At 71.5% G+C, this 18,634-nt stretch carries 15 protein-coding genes and 1 tRNA gene; 10 read left to right on the top strand and 6 right to left on the bottom strand.

What is annotated here, in order from left to right; all coding sequences use genetic code 11:
* Positions 1–206 precede the first annotated feature (206 nt).
* Positions 207–278: transfer RNA gene (locus AB0H43_RS23565), tRNA-Val, on the bottom strand.
* A 266-nt stretch (positions 279–544) separates the two neighbouring features.
* Here AB0H43_RS23565 and AB0H43_RS23560 point away from each other — a divergent pair.
* Positions 545–1,876, top strand: a complete 1,332-nt coding sequence (locus tag AB0H43_RS23560; RefSeq protein ID WP_360002358.1) for an FAD-dependent oxidoreductase — start codon at positions 545–547, stop codon at positions 1,874–1,876.
* On the opposite strand, the gene AB0H43_RS23555 is transcribed toward AB0H43_RS23560, so the two are convergent.
* The gene (locus AB0H43_RS23555; protein WP_360002356.1) at positions 1,873–2,715 is read right to left on the bottom strand and encodes an LLM class flavin-dependent oxidoreductase; all 843 of its coding nucleotides are present in this window, start codon (positions 2,713–2,715) and stop codon (positions 1,873–1,875) included. The genes AB0H43_RS23560 and AB0H43_RS23555 overlap by 4 nt on opposite strands.
* A gap of 105 nt (positions 2,716–2,820) precedes the next feature.
* Here AB0H43_RS23555 and AB0H43_RS23550 point away from each other — a divergent pair, with 105 nt between their 5' ends.
* Genes AB0H43_RS23550 through AB0H43_RS23535 form a run of 4 tightly spaced genes read left to right on the top strand, consistent with a single transcriptional unit; the run spans position 2,821 to position 7,689 of the window.
* Positions 2,821–3,627 (top strand): SAM-dependent methyltransferase, encoded by an 807-nt coding sequence (locus tag AB0H43_RS23550; protein ID WP_360002354.1) that lies wholly within the window; start codon positions 2,821–2,823, stop codon positions 3,625–3,627.
* Positions 3,628–3,645: 18 nt separating this feature from the next.
* A complete protein-coding gene (locus AB0H43_RS23545; RefSeq protein ID WP_360002352.1) occupies positions 3,646–5,745 on the top strand; it encodes an EAL domain-containing protein in 2,100 nt (699 codons plus the stop codon).
* Positions 5,746–5,759: 14 nt separating this feature from the next.
* Entirely contained in the window at positions 5,760–6,401 is a 642-nt protein-coding gene (locus tag AB0H43_RS23540; protein ID WP_360002350.1) for a class I SAM-dependent methyltransferase, read from the top strand.
* Between the two features lie 25 nt (positions 6,402–6,426).
* Positions 6,427–7,689, top strand: a complete 1,263-nt coding sequence (locus AB0H43_RS23535) for a hypothetical protein (protein WP_360002347.1) — start codon at positions 6,427–6,429, stop codon at positions 7,687–7,689.
* Here the strand turns inward: AB0H43_RS23535 and AB0H43_RS23530 are convergent.
* From AB0H43_RS23530 to AB0H43_RS23515, 4 genes are all read right to left on the bottom strand, one after another.
* Positions 7,652–8,263: a PH domain-containing protein gene (locus AB0H43_RS23530; RefSeq protein WP_360002345.1), complete on the bottom strand. Its 612-nt coding sequence runs from the start codon at positions 8,261–8,263 to the stop codon at positions 7,652–7,654. The two genes, AB0H43_RS23535 and AB0H43_RS23530, sit on opposite strands and share 38 nt — an antisense overlap.
* On the bottom strand, positions 8,260–8,712 hold the full coding sequence (locus tag AB0H43_RS23525) for a MarR family transcriptional regulator (RefSeq protein WP_360002343.1): 453 nt from the start codon (positions 8,710–8,712) through the stop codon (positions 8,260–8,262). Before AB0H43_RS23525 ends, AB0H43_RS23530 begins: the two co-directional genes overlap by 4 nt.
* A gap of 201 nt (positions 8,713–8,913) precedes the next feature.
* Positions 8,914–9,378, bottom strand: a complete 465-nt coding sequence (locus AB0H43_RS23520; protein ID WP_360002341.1) for a MarR family transcriptional regulator — start codon at positions 9,376–9,378, stop codon at positions 8,914–8,916.
* Complete coding sequence (locus AB0H43_RS23515) at positions 9,375–10,712, bottom strand: hypothetical protein (RefSeq protein WP_360002339.1); 1,338 nt, start codon at positions 10,710–10,712, stop codon at positions 9,375–9,377. The genes AB0H43_RS23520 and AB0H43_RS23515 overlap by 4 nt, the downstream gene beginning before the upstream one ends.
* 257 nt (positions 10,713–10,969) lie before the next feature.
* Between AB0H43_RS23515 and AB0H43_RS23510 the strand changes: the two genes are divergently transcribed.
* The 5 genes from AB0H43_RS23510 (at position 10,970) to AB0H43_RS23490 (ending at position 18,634) form a co-directional block, all read left to right on the top strand.
* On the top strand, positions 10,970–11,986 hold the full coding sequence (locus tag AB0H43_RS23510; RefSeq protein ID WP_360002336.1) for a hypothetical protein: 1,017 nt from the start codon (positions 10,970–10,972) through the stop codon (positions 11,984–11,986).
* 55 nt (positions 11,987–12,041) lie between these two features.
* Positions 12,042–12,641 carry a hypothetical protein gene (locus tag AB0H43_RS23505; RefSeq protein WP_360002334.1) on the top strand — a complete coding sequence of 200 codons (600 nt, stop codon included), beginning with the start codon at positions 12,042–12,044 and terminating at the stop codon, positions 12,639–12,641.
* Positions 12,642–12,708: 67 nt separating this feature from the next.
* On the top strand, positions 12,709–15,414 hold the full coding sequence (locus AB0H43_RS23500) for a fibronectin type III domain-containing protein (RefSeq protein WP_360002332.1): 2,706 nt from the start codon (positions 12,709–12,711) through the stop codon (positions 15,412–15,414).
* A complete protein-coding gene (locus tag AB0H43_RS23495; protein WP_360002329.1) occupies positions 15,411–16,571 on the top strand; it encodes a DUF58 domain-containing protein in 1,161 nt (386 codons plus the stop codon). Before AB0H43_RS23500 ends, AB0H43_RS23495 begins: the two co-directional genes overlap by 4 nt.
* Positions 16,547–18,634, top strand: coding sequence for a transglutaminase domain-containing protein (locus AB0H43_RS23490; protein WP_360002327.1), 2,088 nt, complete (start codon positions 16,547–16,549; stop codon positions 18,632–18,634). Before AB0H43_RS23495 ends, AB0H43_RS23490 begins: the two co-directional genes overlap by 25 nt.

Raw genomic sequence — 18,634 nt, 5'->3', positions numbered from 1 at the left:
GGGACCGTCGGTAAGGAAATCTGATCCGCCGGGTGTAGTTGCGATCGCGACCACACCCGGCGGTTCGCCGTATACGGAAGGGTCGGGTCAGCCGACACCGCAAATTCAGGCCTCTATTCCGGTCTTGCGGACTGTTCGACCCACCAAATATCGGTGAAGCCCTCCGAGGAAGATCCTCTGGAGGGCTTCTGAGCTGGAACAATGTGTGGGCGATACTGGGATCGAACCAGTGACCTCTTCGGTGTGAACGAAGCGCTCTCCCGCTGAGCTAATCGCCCGGGACGGGTTCAGACTGTACCTGATCCGGCGGGCCGCGCGCATCTCGGTATCCCGTGTCGCCTCTCACGGAGTTTCGGCGGGCCGGATGGACACCCCGAGTCGATCACGAACTTGGGGGAGCGATCATGGTGTTCCGGGCACCGCCACGCCGTCGAGCACGACCGTTAGTTCATGATCGGCGGGAGGGGGTCGGCGGGAGGGGGTGGCGCCGAGGGCCGGGGATATCCTATGGTGTCGATAGGAATTGTAGGTAAAGGGGCGCGTCATGGCCGTAGCGGTGGTCGTCGGAGGCGGGTTCAGTGGCGTCGTCGCTGCTCGGGAGCTGGTCCGGACGGGTTGGTCCGTGATCATGGTCGACCCGCAGGCGCGGCCCGGCCGTGGGGTGGCGTACTCGACGGCGGCGCGTTGGCATCTGCTGAATTCGCCCGTTTCGGCGATGAGCGTCGACCCGGATCGGCCCGAGGACTTTCTGGAGTGGTGCCGTCGCCGGGATCCGCATACCGAGGGGAGCGATTTCGTCGCGCGGGGGTGGTACGGCGACTACTTGACCGAGGCGTTGCGTGCGGTCGACGAGGTTGCTCCGGGGAAGCTCACCGTTCATCGGGGCACCGTCAGCCGCATTTTCGAGGCGTCCCATGCTGGGCTGACTGTGCTGCTCACCGATGGTGTCGTGCTCACAGCGGACGCGGTGGTGCTGGCGGTCGGCAATCCGGCCCCCAGGCACCCGATCGCGGCCGGCGACGACGTCCGGCGGCTTTCGGCGTACATTCATGATCCCTGGCAGGAGGACGTGCTGGCGGGAGTGGCCGACGGCCCGGTGCTGCTGATCGGGACGGGCCTGACCGCGGTCGACGTGGCCCTGAGCCTCGCGGACCGCGAGATTACCGCGGTGTCGCGCCACGGTCTGTTGCCCCGGGCGCACGCGCCGTCGGTCCGCCGGGAGGTCGCGCCGCCGCCGGCCACGAGTGTGGCCACGCTTCTCCATTGGGTACGCGCTCAGGCCGCGACCACGGGGGATTGGCGCGGTGTGATGGACGGACTGCGACCGCACTGGGACCGGATGTGGCGTCGCCTGCCGGAGCATGAGCAGCGGCGCTTCCTGCGGCACGTGGCGCGGTATTGGGAGGTGCACCGGCACCGGATGGCGCCGCAGGTGGCCGCGTCGATCCAGGCGCGGCGGCGGGACAGGAGTTTCCGGGTCCGCGCGGGGGAGGTGTGCGGCCTGCGGCCGCTGCCGGACGGCCGGATCGAGGCGGTGATCCGGGGCCACGGCGGCATCGACACGAAGGCGTACGCCGCGGTGATCAACTGTACCGGGCCGGGCCGGCTGACCGATCGGGATCCGCTGGTCCGATCGCTGGTCGCGGACGGGTTGGCCGCACCCGGGCCGCACGAGCTGGGGCTGGCCGTTGACGAGCACGGCACGGTGTCCGGCCGGAGTCATCGGGCGCCCGCACTGTTCGCGTTGGGCTCGGCCCGGCGCGGCCGGCTGTGGGAGACGACCGCCGCGCCGGAGATCCGCGAACAGGCGCGGGCGCTGGCGTTGCATCTGCTGACGATGGGCATCGACCGCGAGTCGGCCGACCAGACCCGCTAAAGGAGGAGGTCGGCGAGCCGGTCGACCTGATCCAGCCGGGCGGCGGTCGGGTCGAGGTACAGCTCGGTGCAGCCCGCGTCTTCGAACGCGGCCACCGCCGAGCGGATCGCCTCCGGCGTACGCAGGGCTCCGTCGGCGATGATCTTCGCGAAGTCCCCGGTGAAGGCGTAGTAGTGGCTCAGGTACTCCCGGGACTCCTGTTCGGCGTCGTCGCCGAGCGAGAAGTAGGCCAGCGTGGCCAGCCGGGGCTCACCGGCGCGCCCGGCATCCGCCCACGCTGTGCGTACTCGCTGGTTGAAGGGCTTGACCTGGTCGGGCCGCGCGCCGCCGGCGGTCCACCCGTCACCCCAGGCGATCACGCGTTCGACGGCCTTGTCGCTGGTGCCGCCGATGAGGACGGGCACCCGCCGGTCGTGGACCGGGACCGGCACGGCCGCGCCGTCCTGCCAGGCTTTCCGCAGGTACGCGAGGCTGTCGTCGAAGACGCGCCCGCGCCGGTTCCACGGCACCCCGGTCAGCTCGTAGTCGTCCTGGCGTCCACCTGGGGCGAGGCCGAGCGTGAGCCGGCCGCCGGAGAGCTGGTCGACGCTGGCCGCGACCTTCGCGAGCAGCGGCGCCGGATAGAGCGGGGCCAGCAGGATGTTCGTCATCAGTCCGATGTGGCTGGTCGCACCGGCGGCCGCCGCCAGCGTCGTCAGCGAATCGTGATTGGGGTACGCGATCCGGTCGATCGTGGCCAGCCCGGCGAAGCCGCGTTCCTCGGCCCGGCGCGCCCAGTCGACGAGCAGGCGGCCGGACACTCCCGGGACGGGATTGGGCAGTCCGATGGAGATCTTCATGCCCTCACCGTAACGATGGGACCGTCCGCTGCCCGGGTGCAACTTGCAGGAATACCGCATATGCTTCTCGCGTCGCGTCCCCTCCCGACAGTCGGAGATCGCCCCATGGAACGTCCTCGCTGGGCCCCCGCCGATCTCGACCTCGACCGGCCGAGTGTCGCCCGCGTCTACGACTACTATCTCGGCGGCTCGCACAACTTCGCCGTCGACCGCGAATTCGCCCAGCAGGTCTTCCAGGCCATGCCCAACGTTCCGCAGCTGGCCCGGGAGAACCGGGCGTTCCTGCGGCGCGCCGTGCGGGCGCTGTCGGCGCAGGGCGTCGACCAGTTCATCGACCTCGGGTCCGGCATTCCCACCGTCGGCAACGTCCACGAGGTGGCGCAGGACCTCGACCCGAAGGCCCGCGTGGTCTACGTGGACTGGGATCCGGTGGCGGTCGCGCACGGCCAGGCGATCCTGGAGGACAACGATCGGACCGCCGTCATCGGCGCCGACCTCCGGGACCCGGAGACGATCTTCGCCGACGAGCGGGTCAAGGCGCTGATCGACCCGGCCCGGCCGACCGCGGTCCTGCTCATCGCGGTGCTGCACTTCGTTCCGGACGAGCAGCAGCCGATCGAGCTGATCGCGCGGATCGCCGGCCAGCTCGCGCCCGGCAGCCATGTGGCGATCTCGCACGCCAGCCCGGACCGGCAGGCGGCACAGCTCGGTCAGGCGGCGAACCTGTATCAGAAGACCGCCAGCCCGGTCACGATGCGGTCGCAGCCGGAGATCGCGGCCTTGTTCGGCAGCCTCGACCTCGTCGACCCCGGCGTCGTGCAGACGCCGTTGTGGCGGCCGGACGCCCCGGAGGAGCTCGGGCCGGAGGCGTACGAGTATCCCGGGTTCGCGGGCGTCGGCCGGGTCTCCTGACGGCCTGGGCGCCAGATCATGGAACCGCCGGATCCGTCCGAGGTCGCCGGGGCGTGGACCGACGCCATCGCCGAGACCAGCTATGTCGTGATCGGACGGACCGCCCTGGCGGCCCGGCTGACCAGCCGGGTGGAGGAGATCCTCGTCCTGCTCGACGCGGCCGGCGACGACCTCGGCCCGGCCCGGTCGATCGGCGCCGCCCTGGTCTCCTCGCACTTCACCGACGTCGGGGCGATCACCGGGACGCTGCGTGCGCTCGGCGACCGGCTGTCGGCGTACGCCGCGAGTGTGCACAAGGACGATCGGCTGCGCCGGGTGCTGGCCGAGCTGGCCGGCGGGTACGCCGAAGCGCTGCGCGAACGCACCCTGGCCGAGCAGGAGCGCATCCACATCGCGTCGATGCAGGCGAGGGCGGCCGCTGAACAGGCGCGCTGGGAAAGCGAGGCGCGTTTCCAGGCGGTCTTCGCCGACGCCGCGATCGGCATCGGGATCGGCGACCTGCGCGGCCGGATCATGGAGGTCAACCAGTCGCTGTCGGAGATGCTCGGGTACAGCATCGACGAGTTGCGGCAGTTGTCGGCGAGCGACTTCGCCCATCCGTCCGACGATCCGGCGGTCTGGACCGATCTGGCCCACCTGTTCAGCGGCGACTCCGACCACTTCCGTACGCAGAAGGCGTACTACCGGCGCGACGGCGAGGAGATCTGGACGGAGCTGGCCGTCTCGCTGATCCGGGCGCAGGACGGCTCTCCCCGGTTCGCCGTCGGGATGGTGCAGGACATCACCGAGCAGCATCGGCTGCTGACCGAGCTGGCGTACCAGGCGACCCATGATCCGCTGACCGGCCTGCCCAACCGCACGGTGTTCTTCGAGCGGCTCGCCGCCGCCCTGTCCGACACGCGCCCGGACGCCCGCGTCGGGGTGTGTTATCTGGACCTCGACGGCTTCAAGATGATCAACGACACGCTCGGCCACGACGCGGGCGACGAGCTGCTGCGGTCGGTCGCCGAGCGGTTGCACGGCAGCCTGTCCGGGCCGGGCCGGCTGGTCGCGCGGATGGGCGGCGACGAGTTCGTGCTCCTCGTCGAGGAGTCGCCCGGGGAGGCCGACCTCGTCCGCCTCGCCGACCAGGCGCTGGCGGTCGTGCGGGAACCCGTCGTCCTCGGCGGGCACAAGCTCAGCGTGGCGGCCAGCGTCGGCGTCGTCGACCGCCGCGCCGCCGGGACCACCGCCGCGGAGCTGATGAAGGCCGCCGACACCACCCTCTACTGGGCCAAGAGCGACGGACGCGACCGGTCGGCCGTGTTCGACCATCATCGGCACGCGCAGGCCGTCAGCCGCTATCGGCTGTCCGCCCAGATGCCGGCCGCGCTGGACGCCGAGCAGTTCTTCCTCGACTACCAGCCGCTCGTCGACCTCAACGACGGCGTACCGGCCGGGGTGGAGGCGCTGGTCCGCTGGCAGCACCCCGAGCATGGGCTGCTCGGCCCGGACCGGTTCGTCGAGATGGCCGAACAGAGCGGGCTGATCGTCCGGCTCGGTCACTGGGTGCTGCGGGAGGCGTGCGCGCAGGCAGACCGGTGGCGCCGGGAGCATCCGGACTGGCAGCCGCTGATCAGCGTCAACCTGTCGCCGCGTCAGGTCGCCGAACCGGGCCTGGTGGACGACCTGCGCCGGATCCTCGACGAGACCGGCATGGATCCCGGCGCGCTGCAACTGGAACTGACCGAGAGCGCGCTGATGGCGACCAAGGGCGAACCGCTGGCGGTCCTGCACCGGCTCGCCGACCTCGGCGTACGCATCGCGATCGACGACTTCGGCACCGGATACTCGAATCTGGCGTACCTGAGCAACCTGCCGATCCACGCGCTGAAGCTGGCCGGACCGTTCGTCTCCGCGTTGCGCCGGCCGGCCGGGCCGAGCGCGGCCGACATCGAGATCCTCGCCACGGTCGTCCGTCTGGCGCACACCCTCAAGCTGACGGTCACCGCCGAGGAGGTCGAGACCGCGGCGCAGGCGTCGCTGCTGGCCGGGCTGGATTGCGACCTCGCCCAAGGCTGGCACTTCGGCGCTCCCGGCCCGCCCCAGCACATCAACCGCCTCCTTGCGGTGATGTGAGTACGCTGCTCGGTATGCCCGTGCAGCTGTGGTACGACCCCGTGGAGATTCCTGACGCGCCGCCGCCGGAGCTCAACGCGTCCACCCATCGCAGTCGCCTGGCGCTGGAACGGGTGCTCGCCGATCCCGACGACGACAAGACGTGGGAGGAGCTGGCCGTCACCTACGACGAGATGGCTCCGGAGTGGACGGAGTGGGCACAGGAGCAGCCCTGGTACGCCGCCGGCGTGGCCGCCGGGTTGCAGCACGCCCGCCCGGCCGGCTGGATCGTCGAGATCGGCTGCGGGACCGGCCAGGCGACCGAGCTGCTCGCCCGGGTCGGGCCGCCGGTCGTGGCCACCGACGTCAACGTCTCCATGCTGTCGGGCGCGCCCGCGCTGGAGCACGTCACCTACGTCGCGGCCGACGTGCGCCGGATGCCGTTCCGGGACGGGTCGGTGCCGCTCCTGGTCAGTCTGAACGGCGTACCGGACTTCCGGGAGTTCGACCGGATCCTCGGCGTCGGCGGCCAGCTGCTGTGGTGCACCTCCTTCGGGCCGGGCACCCCGCTGTATCTACCGCCCGATCGGGTTGCGGATATGCTCGGTCCCGATTGGACGGCCGAAGCGGGACACGCCGGTCACGGCGACTGGATCCTGGCCGTCCGCATCCGCTGACCACGCACCTGGGGAGGGGCGCGCGTTGCGCATCGTCGAGATCGGGACTTTCCTGTTGCCCGTACGCTTCTCGCTGGGCGCGCTGATGAAGCCGGGCGGCCGCGAGCATCTGGCCGACATGCTGCGCAGCGGCCTCACCGAGTTCCAGTCGGACGCCGCGGTCGACGACGCCGACCTCTTCTTCGACGTGGTCGGGTCGGTGTACCAGCGGATGGAGACGATGGTCTTCTCGGGCGCCACCCAGGTCCAGGGCACACCGGTCCGGCTCTACGTGAGCAGCCTGGCCATCGCCTTCGTGGTCATCGAACTGGACCTGCCCGACGACATCTCGCTCGACCTCGACGTCCCGGAGGACTGCGACCGGTTCAAGCAGTACGAGGATCCGGTCACCCGGCTGGTCGAGCCGATGATCTCGCAGTGGAGCGCCCGGATCGCCGAGGTCGTCGAGCCGTCGCTGCTGCGGCCGCTGCCGCCGTCGGCGATGGACAGCGGCACGCTGCTGTGGTGGCACCGGCTGTGCGTCGACGCCCCGCCCGGCGTCGAGTTCCCCAACGCCCGCTGGTACGGCGTACCGGTGGAACTGGCGCATGGCGCGACGGTCCACGTCGGCCTCGGCATGACCAACGTGCACACCATGGGCCGGCCGGGCCTGGTGCACGAGGTGGTCGAGGGCCTGATGGTGGCCACCCAGGAATGGATCGTGGTGGACGAGGCCAAGCGGCACATCGCCGACCACCTCGTCGGGCTCAGCCAGGCCGACGAGCACAGCCTGATCACTGTGGACTCCCAATACGTCGACGTCCTGTCGCTCACCGAGGACGTCACGATGCGCAACCTGCTGCTGGGGCAGGAGGGCCGCTACCTGACCACCGGACGACTGCGCGTACGCCAGGCCGCCGCCCAGGCGTGGAGCACCACCGCCGAGGCCGAGACGCTGGAGGAGCGGACGGCCGCCCTGCGCGACCTGTTCAGCCTGCACCGCGAACGCATCTTCAACGACCGGGACGAGCGGCGTAACCGGCTGATCTTCGTCTTCACGGCGATCACCCTGATCCAGTCGATCCTCGTCTGGTACGACTTCCTCACCGAGCCGAACACCACGGCGAGTGGGACGCCGCGGCCGGAGATCGCCGTCGTCGTCCTGCTGCTGACCGTCATCTCGGTGGTCGGCGCGCTGCTGACCCGGCCCAAGGGCCGCGATCGGCGGCGGTTCCGCCGGCCGTCCATCCCACGCCCGCGCCAGGCTCCCGTCAGCGCGCCGAGGCGGACTCCGCACGACGTCGACTGAGGTGCTCGCGCGCCTCGGCGACGAAGGCGTTCGGGTCGTCCGCGTTGACGCGGATCTCCGTGACCGGCTCGCTGTCACCGGACGGCAGGCGTACCACTCGGGGCTCGGCGAGAACGAGGTCGACGGCGGTCTGGCTGCCCACGGCCACGCTCAGCGCGGACCCGGCACTGGTCTGATCGAAGTGGATGGTCTTGGAGGTCTGCAGCGGACGCTTGTTCGCGCGGACCTCCGCGATCGCCTCCCACGGCACGAAGAAGTCGATGTTCAGTCCATACCGGATGGTGATGCCCTCCTCGCCGATCGTGTGCGTGTTGACATACATGCTCGCGAGCAGCCCGACCATCCAGGTCACGCCCCACGCGCCCAGCACGAGCATCGCGATCCGCACACTGTGCCAGGGAAGCAACAGGTCCGCGATCGGAATCTCCACAGCGGACAGCACGATGAACGTCCAGATGATCGGCACGACCGGCGCGGCGTAGCGGAACGGCCGCCCGCCCCGGGGCGGGCGCCGCGCGATCCAACGGCCCAGGGCCAGCCACATTCGCAGCTCGTACGCGATCAGTCGCTTCACGACGCCTCCCAGGTCTGCGTGGCCAACCCGTGCTTGAACCGTTCGAGGACCTCGGCGAGCCCGGCGGTGAACTCCTCGAAACGCTTGCCGTCCATGTCGCCGAAGAGCAGCTCGGCGAACTGCTCCTGACCCTTGACGAGAGCGGTGGCCGTTCGCGAGCCCTGCTCGGTGAAGGTCACGAGGAATGCCCGCCGATCCGACGGGTGCGGCTCACGCGTCACGAATCCGGTCGCGACGAGCCCGTCGATCAAACCGGTCACGGTACGCGCGCTGACCTTGAGCCGCTCGGCGAGCTGCCGCTGGCTCATCGGGCCGTGCGCGGCCAGCTCCCAGAGGACGTGCGTCCGCGACGTGGTCAGGCCGGCGCGCCCGAGGCTGGTCGTCATGTCCTCGTTCAGCAGCACCGAGAACTCGATCAACTGGTTCAGCGCCTCGTGATGCCGATTCATAATGACGCTGGTTCATAGTGAGCCACGCTCACTATATTAGCACGCGGGCTGGCGCTTTGCTGGTGGACGCTGGCGCTTTGCTGGCGCTGGCGCGTTATCCGGGATATCGCGGTCTCCTGGGGGCGGGGAAGGCGCGTTATCCCGGAAAGTGCGACGATCAAGGACGGGAACGGGTGTCCAGCTGTCCCGAAAGCGCGACGATCACGGGCGCAGGCGGGCGTCCAAGCGTTCGCGGAACGACCGCTTCGCGAGCGCGGCCGTGAGGTCGGCCACCACCTGGGTGACCGGATAGGGGATCTCCGCCTCCAGCTCGGCCAGGGCCTCCTCGGTCGCGCGCCACTCCGCCTCCAGCAGCGGGATCACCGCCTGGCCGCGGTCGCTCAGCTGGACCCGGCGCGTACGCCCGTCGGGGTTGTCCGCGTCGGCGACGAACCCGGCGGAGCGCATCGCCGCGACCGTCTGACTCATCGCCGAATGGGTCACCTCGACCGATTCGGCCAGCTCGCGGACGGTCATCGCGCCGCGCCGGCCGAGGTGGATCAGCGGCCCGACGAAGCGAGTCCGCATCCCGTCCACCCCGGCGTCCACGTAGATCGACGCGATCTGCTGATCGACGCCCTCCAGCAGCAGTCGCAACGGCCGCCAGCGGCTCTCCAGCTCGGTCATGGTCTCAAGTCTGCGCCACTGGTCGCCCGGAGCCGGGGCTCGGCGGCCAGATCGGCGCGGCGGACGGCGTACGCGATCGACTCTCCCGACGGCGTGGCCGTGTTGCTCAGACAGACCAGCCACTGGACTCCGGTCAGGCATTGATCGACCGGGGTCAGCCACATCAGCGGCCGTACGCGTGGCGCCGGATCCGTGAGGTCGAGCTGCCCCACCCACCCACGCCGAACCGGGGTCGGGGCACTGTAGACCAGGGTGTGGTCCTCGTCGCCGCCGACCACCCGCCAGATTCCGATCTGGCCGGTCTGGAACCGATCGATCAGGGACAGCTGCTGAGCGCTGCGCGCGGTGATGTCCTGGCCCGTACGCAGGTCGAACCGTCGCGGATGGGGATCCGGCCACCAGGAGCAGACCTGGTCCGGACTGCACGGCGACAGGTCGCTCTCGGGGATCGCCCTCGTCCACAGGTGAGTGAGTCCGCCGTCGAGATCGAAGAAGGTGATGTGCCGGTCGACGCCGGGATCGCCGGTCGGGGTGACCGGCCCGTAGCGGACGCCGAGCACCCCGTTCCACGCCAGCGCGAGATCGCCGCCCGGCGGGACGTGCGCCGTATGCGTCACGGCGCCGGTCGCGAGGTCCACCAGCGTCACCGTGCCGTCCTCGGCCAGCTCGATCAGGCCGTCGGCGTACCCGCCGTAGAGGCTGTTCCGAGGTCGCCAGCCGAGCTGCCAGCTCCCCTCCGGCTGGAGCGGACGCGACCACCGCGTGGTGCCGCCGACCGCCTCCACCGCCTCCAGACGCCCCGGTTGACCAGGGGGCCGGATGAGCGCCACCTTCCGGTCGGCCGCGCTGTAAAGGCTGCCGCGGCGAGTCCAGCGGACCTCACCGGTGTCGACGGCGTACGCCGTGACGACGCTGGCCGCGAGGTTGGCGTCCAGCTGTTCCTGTGTCGGGTTCTGCGGGTCGAGCAGCTGAGGCGAGGTGCTCACCAGCACCGCGTCGCCCAGATCCTCGAGACCGTCGAGCGAATTGGCCAGCGACCTGGCCCAGCGGATGGCACCCGTGGTCAAGTCGTACGCCGTGATCCCGGACGACGTCCCCCAATGGAACGCCAGCAGGGTGTCCCCGAAGATCTGGTAGCCGTCCTGAGACGAGAGCCCGCCGATGCTCCTGACCGGCACCTTCGGACGGGCGGGGGCCGCCGCGCCGAGCAGGGCGAGGCAGACCACGGCGGCGGCGAGCGCCGCGAGCGGCCTGCGTACGCCCCACTCGCGCAGCCAGGGCGGGGCGGGCGGCGGCCCCGGTTCGTGGTCCTCGGGTACGCCCAGCTCGATCACGGTCACACCTTGCCGACGCTTCTCGCCGCCATCTGGTTGCACTCCGTCCTCCTCACGCGCTGCCCTCTTACGCGCCGGCCCGTTAGCGCTGGATCACGGTTCTCGGTCGAATCATGGACCATGATTCGACCGAGAACCCTGATCTGGCGGCAACGCAGCGCGCCGAGCGGCGGAGCCGGGGCGGCGCCAGGCAGCGGGGGCACGGGGATCCGCGGCCGGGGTTGCGCGGGATCCGGGGAAGGCCGGATCATGTGGCGGTGACGGAGGACCGGCTCGGCGGGACGCTGCAACCGGCCTTCGCGCTCTGGTCCGCCGCGACGGTCCTGGGTGGAGCGATCCTGCTCCCGGCGGCTCGGTCGGCGACCTGGACGGCGACCGCGACCGCCGGTCTGGCCGTCGTCGTGGCGCTCTTGCTTGCTTGGTGGGGCCGTCGGCGTACGGGGAGCGGGCCGGTGACGGCGTTGCTCGCGGCGGCCGGCGCGTGGGCCGCACTCGCCGGGTGGCTCAGCACCGTTCTGCTCGACCGGGTTCCGGTCGTGGCCGTGGCGGCCGCCATCGTCTGCGCCGCTGGAGTCGTGACGATCGCGAGCCGTCTGCTCGGGGTCGGTCGTCCGCTCGCGACCGCGCTCCTCGTCGGCGCGATGGTTGCGGCAGCGGTGGCGGTCTGGGTGGCACTCGGCTCCGATGTCCGGCAACCGCTGCGGATCGTGCCGGTGCTCGTCGTCCTCGGCGTCGGCTTGTTGCCCCGGTTCGCTCTCGGGGCGGGCGGCCTGGCGGAGGCGTCCTTCCGGCTGCGGGCCGCCGCGCAGTCGGTGCCGCCGGAGCAGGTCGACCGGTCGCTACGCGTCGCCGGAGAGCATCTTCTCGGCGGGCTCATCGGTCTGGCGGCCGGGGCCGGGGTCTGCGGCGCAGTCCTGATCGGCACCGGCGACTACCGCGACATCGCGCTCGCCCTCGGACTGGCGCTGCTGCTGCGGCTGCGCTCCCGGCTGTTCGAGCGAACCGGTCAGCAGCTGCCGTTGCGGCTGGCGACCGGCGCGATCCTGCTGTCCGGCGCGGTACGCGTACTGCTGCTGGGCTGGGCCTGGGCGTTGCCGGCCGCGCTCGGCGCGGTGCTGGTGCTTACGATGGCATTCGGGGCTCGCCGCGCACGCCGCGTCGGGCGCAGCCGCCTGCTGCGCGTGGCGGAGATCCTCGTCGCGGCGGCCACCGTGGCCGTCCTGGTCGCGGCGACCGGCCTCGCCGAGCTGGCCGACCCGCTGGCGAAGCCGTGAAGCGACACGCCGTGAAGCAACACTCCGTGAAGCGACACTCCGTGAAGCGCCGATCGTGAAGTGGTTCACCGATCCCGACGAGGTCGCCGAGGAACGGGCGGCGGCGGCCGCGCTCCGGCGTCTCCCGGCGGGCGGCCGCGTCGTGGCGGTCTGCTCCGGCGCGGGCGGAGTCGGGGCGACCTCGGTCTGTGCCGGGATCGGTGCGACCCTGGCCGCGTTGTGGCCCGGCCGGATCGCGTACGCGGGCCTGCTCGCCGCTCCGCCGATCGCGGGCGTGCAGGTGGCGGCGGAGACGATGTGGACCGACCAGGTGACGCTGGAGGCGGTCGAGGATCTGCGCGACCGGCATAGCGTGCTCCTGCTGGATCTCGGGGTCCACGCGAGCCGCACCACCCGGGTGCTTTTGTCCACAGCGGACCGAATTCTGGTTGTGACCGATGAGGACGGTCGTGGCGAGGAGAAGGCGATGGCGCGGGTGATCACCGCCGCGCCGGCGACGAAACGGGCCCTGGCCGGCCGGAGTGGACAGTCGGCTCCCGATCGCTTCGTCATCCCCTCTGACAGGGCGTTCGCGCAGCTCGGCAGCGATCTGTTGGAACGGGCGAAGCCCGCCACGTGCCGTGCCTTGTTGCGGTTGGCCGCTTGGTGCGTATAGCGCACGAAACAACAGCGCGATACGCTGACGTCGCTTGTGGTGGGTGCGGCGGATCCACATTCTTCGAATGACATCAGACCGTGGAGGCACCGGGACGATGAAGATGCGGCTGCGGCACCTGACAAGGCTCGGAAAGGTTTACCCCGCGGGGATCGTGCTCGCCTTGGTGGCGGCCCTCGGCACTACCGTCTTCGCGCTCGGCGTGACGGGCCAGCAGCCCGCGATCGCCGACGGCGCATCGTGGTTGTGGAGCAAACAGGTTGGCGAGGCGTCGCAGGTCAACGCGGTCTCCGGCAGCGTGTCGCTGCGCCAGCCGATGATCGACGCGCAGGGCCATCAGGTCCGGGTCACGCAGAGCGACCACTTCGTGATCCTCCACGACCTCTTCACCGGGCGCGTCACCTCGATCGACCTGACCCGGATGGGCTTCTCCGGTTCGCTCGACCTCGGCACGGCCGAGGACACGGCGGTTCTCCTCGACGGTGCGACGGCGATCGTCGTCGACCGGACGCGTGGCTTGGTCCGCCCAGTCGACGCGGGCAGTCTGCAGGCGATCGGCGACCAGGTACGCCTCTCCGGCTCGCTGGTCGGCGGCGCGTTCGACAAGGCGGGCCGGTTGTGGCTCGGCGTGCCCAGCCAGGGCGTCGCGATCGCGCTGGTCGTCAAGGATCGGCAGATCGCGGTGGTGCGGACCGAGGCGGTCTCCACCCCTGGTCACGAGCAGGCGCTGACCGTGCTCGACCAGGGCTCGCTCGTCGTCGATCGCGGCAGCGACCAGATCGCGGTCGTCGGCGAGTCGCCGACCAGGAAGATCACCTCACCCGTCTCCCTCGCGGGCGCGGTCCTGCCCGCGCGGACGATCGGTTCGGCGGTGGCGATCACGCTGCCCACCGAGAAGAAGATCGTCACCATCGCCGACGTTGCCAAGGGCGGCCCGGTCGCGACCATGTCGCTGACTCCGGCCGAGGCCCAGGCGGCGACCACGCAGCCCGCCGTCAGCTTCGCGGGCAAGGTCTACATCCCCGATCAGACGACCGGAGCCGTCCGCGTCGTGACGCCGTCCGGCCAGCCCGCCGGGACGATCCAGGTCGGCTCCGCGCAGACCGCCGTCGAACTCGAGGTACGCGAGCAGCACCTGTTCATCAACGCGCCCGACACCACCACGGCCGTCATGGTGGACGAGGACGGCAAGACGTCCAAGGTGGACAAGTACGACCCGGTCCCGGAGACGTCGCCGACGCCCACCCAGCAGCCGCTGCCGACGACATCGCCGCAGCCGGAGCAGTCGCCGACGGCCAAGCCGTCCGACAAGCCCGGTACGCAGCCGACCCGGCGGCCGCCGTCGCCCAAGCCGTCGCCGACCGTGCGGGTCGAGCCGCAGCGCCCGGGGCCGCCGGTGCCGGTGACGGCGCTGGCCGGGGACGGCCGGGTCCGCCTGTCCTGGGGCCGGGCGAAGGCGGGCTCGGCCGCGGTCGAGGCGTACACGGTCACCTGGGAGGAAGGCGGCGGCGGCCGGGTGCAGGTCAACGGCGCCACGCTGCAGACGACCATCACCGGGCTCACCAACGGCACGTCCTACCGCTTCAAGGTGTGGGCCACGAACTCGGTCGGCGACGGTCCGCCCGCCCTGTCCGAGCCGGTGACCCCGGCCGCCGCCGCGCCGCCGGCCACGCCGGCCGCCCCGACCGCGAAACTGGAGACCGACTCCGACGGCTGCTACACCGGTGCCGTGCTGGTTTCCTGGCCGGGTGTCCAGGGTGCCGCCGACTACGTGGTCACGCCGCTCAAGGGCGGAGCGGCCGGGGCGAACCCGCCGCAGACCGTCACCGGGACCGACGCCCGGTTCGCCGGTCTGACCCCGGGCGACAGTTTCACCTTCACCGTCGTCGCGCGGAACTCGGCGGGTGCGGCCAGCGACGCCAGTCCGCAGAGCAACGAGCTGACGGTCCACTACCCGCCGGCCGCGCCCACGAACGTCAAGGGCCGGCAGATCAGCGCGAACCAGTACGTCGTCACCTGGAACGCGGCGGACGGGCACGGGCTGCCCATCACCGGGTACGAGATCCGCGACGAAGACGGAAAGAAGATCGGCGAGACCGGTGGGACGGTGCGTACCGCGACGATCACCAGTGCCGCCAAGCTGGACTGGGTCGAGGTGGTGGCCTTCAACGACGACGGCGAAGGTCCGTCCGGCTACGACCAGGTGACGCAGCCCAGCGCGCCGACCATCGCGATCTCGTCGACCAGTGCGACCGAGTCGGAGATCACGGTGAACTTCACCGCCGACGGCGACGGAGCCGCCGCGGCCTGCACCTTCACCGCCGGTGGCAAGACGGTGTCCGACTGCTCCTCGCCCGCGAAGATCACCGGGCTGTCCGCCGACACGCAGTACACGATCACCGCGAAGATCACGACGTTCGCCGGATCGGCGACGGACACCGCTGCGCAGAAGACCGACGCCGGGGCGTCCGGGTCGGTGCGGGCCACCGTGAACTGCGAGGACTCGGCGAGCAACCCGGATCCGAACTTCTGCGCCGCCGGCGTGCCGGTGTACAACGCCAGCAACGACAACGGCTCGGTTGTCCGCCGGGTGCACGACGGTGACACCTTCCCGGTGGTCTGCAAGGTGCACGGCGAGAACCAGAACGCCGGGCCTTACCACGACGACAAGGAAGGCGACCACTGGCTGAAGCTGACCGACGGCCACTGGATCTCCTGGGTGTGGCTCCACTTCGACAACGGTGACGACGTGGAAGCGATCCCCGACTGTTGACCAGACCGACCGCGCGCGGGCTGACGACGGCCGTCTGCTCCGCCGCCCTGCTCGCCGCCGGGCTGCTGCTGGCGTACCGGGAGATGGCGATGCTGGGGGCGGCGGGGCTGGCCGCCTTCGCCCTCAGCTCCCTCTGGGGATTGTCCCCACCCCGGGTGGTCGTCGACCGGCTCGTCGAGCCGCGTCGCGTACGCCGTGGGGAACCGGCCGTCGCCACCGCCGACGTCGTGGTGCTCGGCCGGTTCCGCCGGTTGCTCACCTTCGCCGATCCGGTCCGCGAAGTCGGCGGCGACCGCGACGACCTGCCGTCCGGCCGGGCAGCGGTGCTCGCCAAGCCGGGCATCCCGGCCCGGGTCAGCTTCTCGCTCCCCACCGGCCGCCGGGGCGTGTTCCAGATCGGACCGGTCACCGTCGGGCGCGATGATCCGCTCGGGCTCTGGTCGGTGACCCGCCCGGCCGGTCCGGCCGAGACGTTTACGGTGTGGCCGGCTTGGCACCCGCTCACCCGGGGCGCCAACGGCTCCGCCGCCGAGATCGAAGGCGAACGGGAACTGGTCGACGCGGGCAGCATCACCTTCCACGCCCTGCGCGAATACGTTCCCGGCGACGACCTCCGGCATGTCCATTGGCGTACGTCGGCCCGGGCGGGCACGCTCATGGTCCGGACGCACGTCGACGCCGCCGTCGCCCGGCTGGTACTCGTCCTCGACGACCGGTTGGCGTCCTATCCGGACTCCGACGCGTTCGAGGAGGCGGTGGAGGTGGCCGCGTCGGTCGTCGTGTCGACTGTGGATAGCGGGCTGAGCCTGCGGATGATGTTCGCCTCCGGCACCGGGGGAGAGCGTCCGATCGGCCAGACCCAGACCGGCCTCGACCAGCTCGCGGCGGCGCGGCTGACCATCGGCGGCGGCGACGTCGGCGAGCTACGGGCCCGCCTGTCCCTGCATACCGCAGGCGACGCCGTGCTCCTGATCACCGGGACGAAAGCCGACCTCTCCCTGCTCGGGCCGCTCTCGGCGCGGTATCGCAGCGTCGCCGCCGCCGTCGTCGGCCCGACTCCCGACGACCCGCCGAAGTGGGCGGTGTTCGCCCCCGCCGCCGCCCATCTCGTCAACGCCCTGCAGGATCGGTTGTGGAACGCCTCGTCCTCGCGCTAGCGCTCGCGGTCGCCGGCACCGCGGCGGGTGGGCAGATCGCCGGTCTCTACAACGGACGCGAAGCCCTGCTTGCGATCGCCGGCGCGTCGTTGGCGGCAGCGTTGCTCGGCCTGATTCCCAGCCGCCGCTGGCATCTGCCGATCGCGGCCGTCGGCCTGGTAGCCGTCCTCATCGGACTCAACCGCTGGCTTCCGGGTCCGCTCGACCTCACCGACGCGGTCACCCATGCGGGCGCGCGTCTGCTCACCAGCGCCTCACCCGTGCCGGCCCGGGCGGACACCCTCATCCTGCCGGTCGCCGCGACCTGGCTCGCCGTCTCGGCCGCGTCCGCGCTGGCTCGCGGCCGTCGTCCTGGCGCGGCGGCGCTGCCGCTGGTGGCGCTGGCAGCGGCGATGCTCGTGCTCGCCGGACCGCAGGCCGGGACGAACTACCGCCGGACCGCGCTGCTCATCGCCGCTCTCGCCCTCCTGCTCGTGGTGGTCCGTCCACTTCCGGCTTATACGCGTAGAGCCGTTCCGCGGCTGCTCCGGCTCGCCTCGGCGGCGCTGGTCGCCGTGGCGCTCGCCGGTGGCACCCTCCTCCTGGCCCCGCCGCTGCTGAGCGGGGTCACCGCGGCCCCGCCGGACCTGCGGGCGTACGTCATCGCGCCGGTCCAGGCGCCGCCGCAGACGCATCCGCTCAGCCTCGTCGGGCGCTGGGGCGTACACCCGGAGCAACCGCTGCTGCGGGTCACCGCCGATCGGCCGGTGACCCTGCGCTGGGCGGTGCTGGGCGACTTCGACGGCAAGAGCTGGCTGCCCGCGACGACCTACCGCGCCGCCGGGGGAGACCGCGGTGGCGCGCCCAACCCGGCCGTCGCGGTCGACGAGGTGCACGCCGAGATCACCGTCGCCGAGCTGACCGGCACCTGGCTGCCCGTGCCGGACGGGCTCCGCCGGGTCGAGGGCGTCGCGATCGCGGTCGACGAGGAATCCGGTGCGGTGGCGGTCACCGACGGGCTGCGCCCCGGTCTCGCGTACGCGGTCGACGCGGCCGTCCCGGTCCCGACCCCGGTGCAGCTGGCGACGGCGCAACTGCCCCGGTCGGCCAAGTACGACCGGTACCGGGAACTGCCCACCGGCAACACCGGCCGCATCCCCGAACTGGCGTTGACGGCGGCCGGTGACGGCCTGCCGTACGCCCAGGCGCTCAAGCTCGCCCGCTGGCTCAAGACGACGTACCGCTTCGATCCCCGGGCCCCGGGCGGCAGCGGCTACCCGAGCATCGTCCGCTTCCTCACGGGGACTCAGCCCGGCGACGACCGGGGCACCTCCGAGCAGTTCGCCACCGCGTACGCCGTCCTCGCCCGCGCGCTCGGCATCCCGGCCCGGGTGGTGGTCGGATTCCGCGCCGCGACGGGCAACGGCCCGGTGACGGTGACCGCCGCCGACGCCCGAGCCTGGCCGGAGATCTATCTGGACCCGGTCGGCTGGGTCGCGATCGACGTCACCGCGCCGCCTGTGACCAGCACGGCCGCCCCGACGGCGTCGCCGCGCCCGTCGTTGTCGGCCGAACCCGAGGACACCCCGGACGGCGGCGACGACCCGTCGGCCGCCCCCGACGTGGAGGTCATGACGCCGGAGGCGGAAACGCCGGGCGGCGTACCGGGATCCTGGCTCTGGTTGGCCTGGACGACGGCACTCTTCCCGCTCGCCTTCGCCGTCGTGGCGCTGCTCCGAGTCCGGCGCACCCGGCTCCGGCTCGCCGGGGCGGACGACGCGGCCCGCGTACGCGGAGCCTGGGCCGAACTTCGGGACGGCGCTCGGCTGGGCGGCGTACCAATAAGAACACATTGGACAGCGACCGAAGTCGTGGCCGCGGTCAGCGACGCGGTCGCCGTGGAACCGGGCGACGACCTCGTACGCGCGGTGAACCGCGCGGAGTTCGCCGAGGCGGCCGAGGACCTGGCCGCCGAACCGGCCGTCGCCCAGGCCGCGGATCTGATCCACCGAGTACGCCGCAAGGCGAGCCGGCGTCGGCGCCTACTCTGGTGGATCGACCCGCGTCCACTGTGGTGGCGATGA

This window comes from Hamadaea sp. NPDC050747 (assembly GCF_040654195.1).
Classification (GTDB): domain Bacteria; phylum Actinomycetota; class Actinomycetes; order Mycobacteriales; family Micromonosporaceae; genus Hamadaea.
The sequence above is the reverse complement of the archived record's forward strand: the minus strand, read 5'-3'. Positions and strand labels throughout refer to the sequence as shown.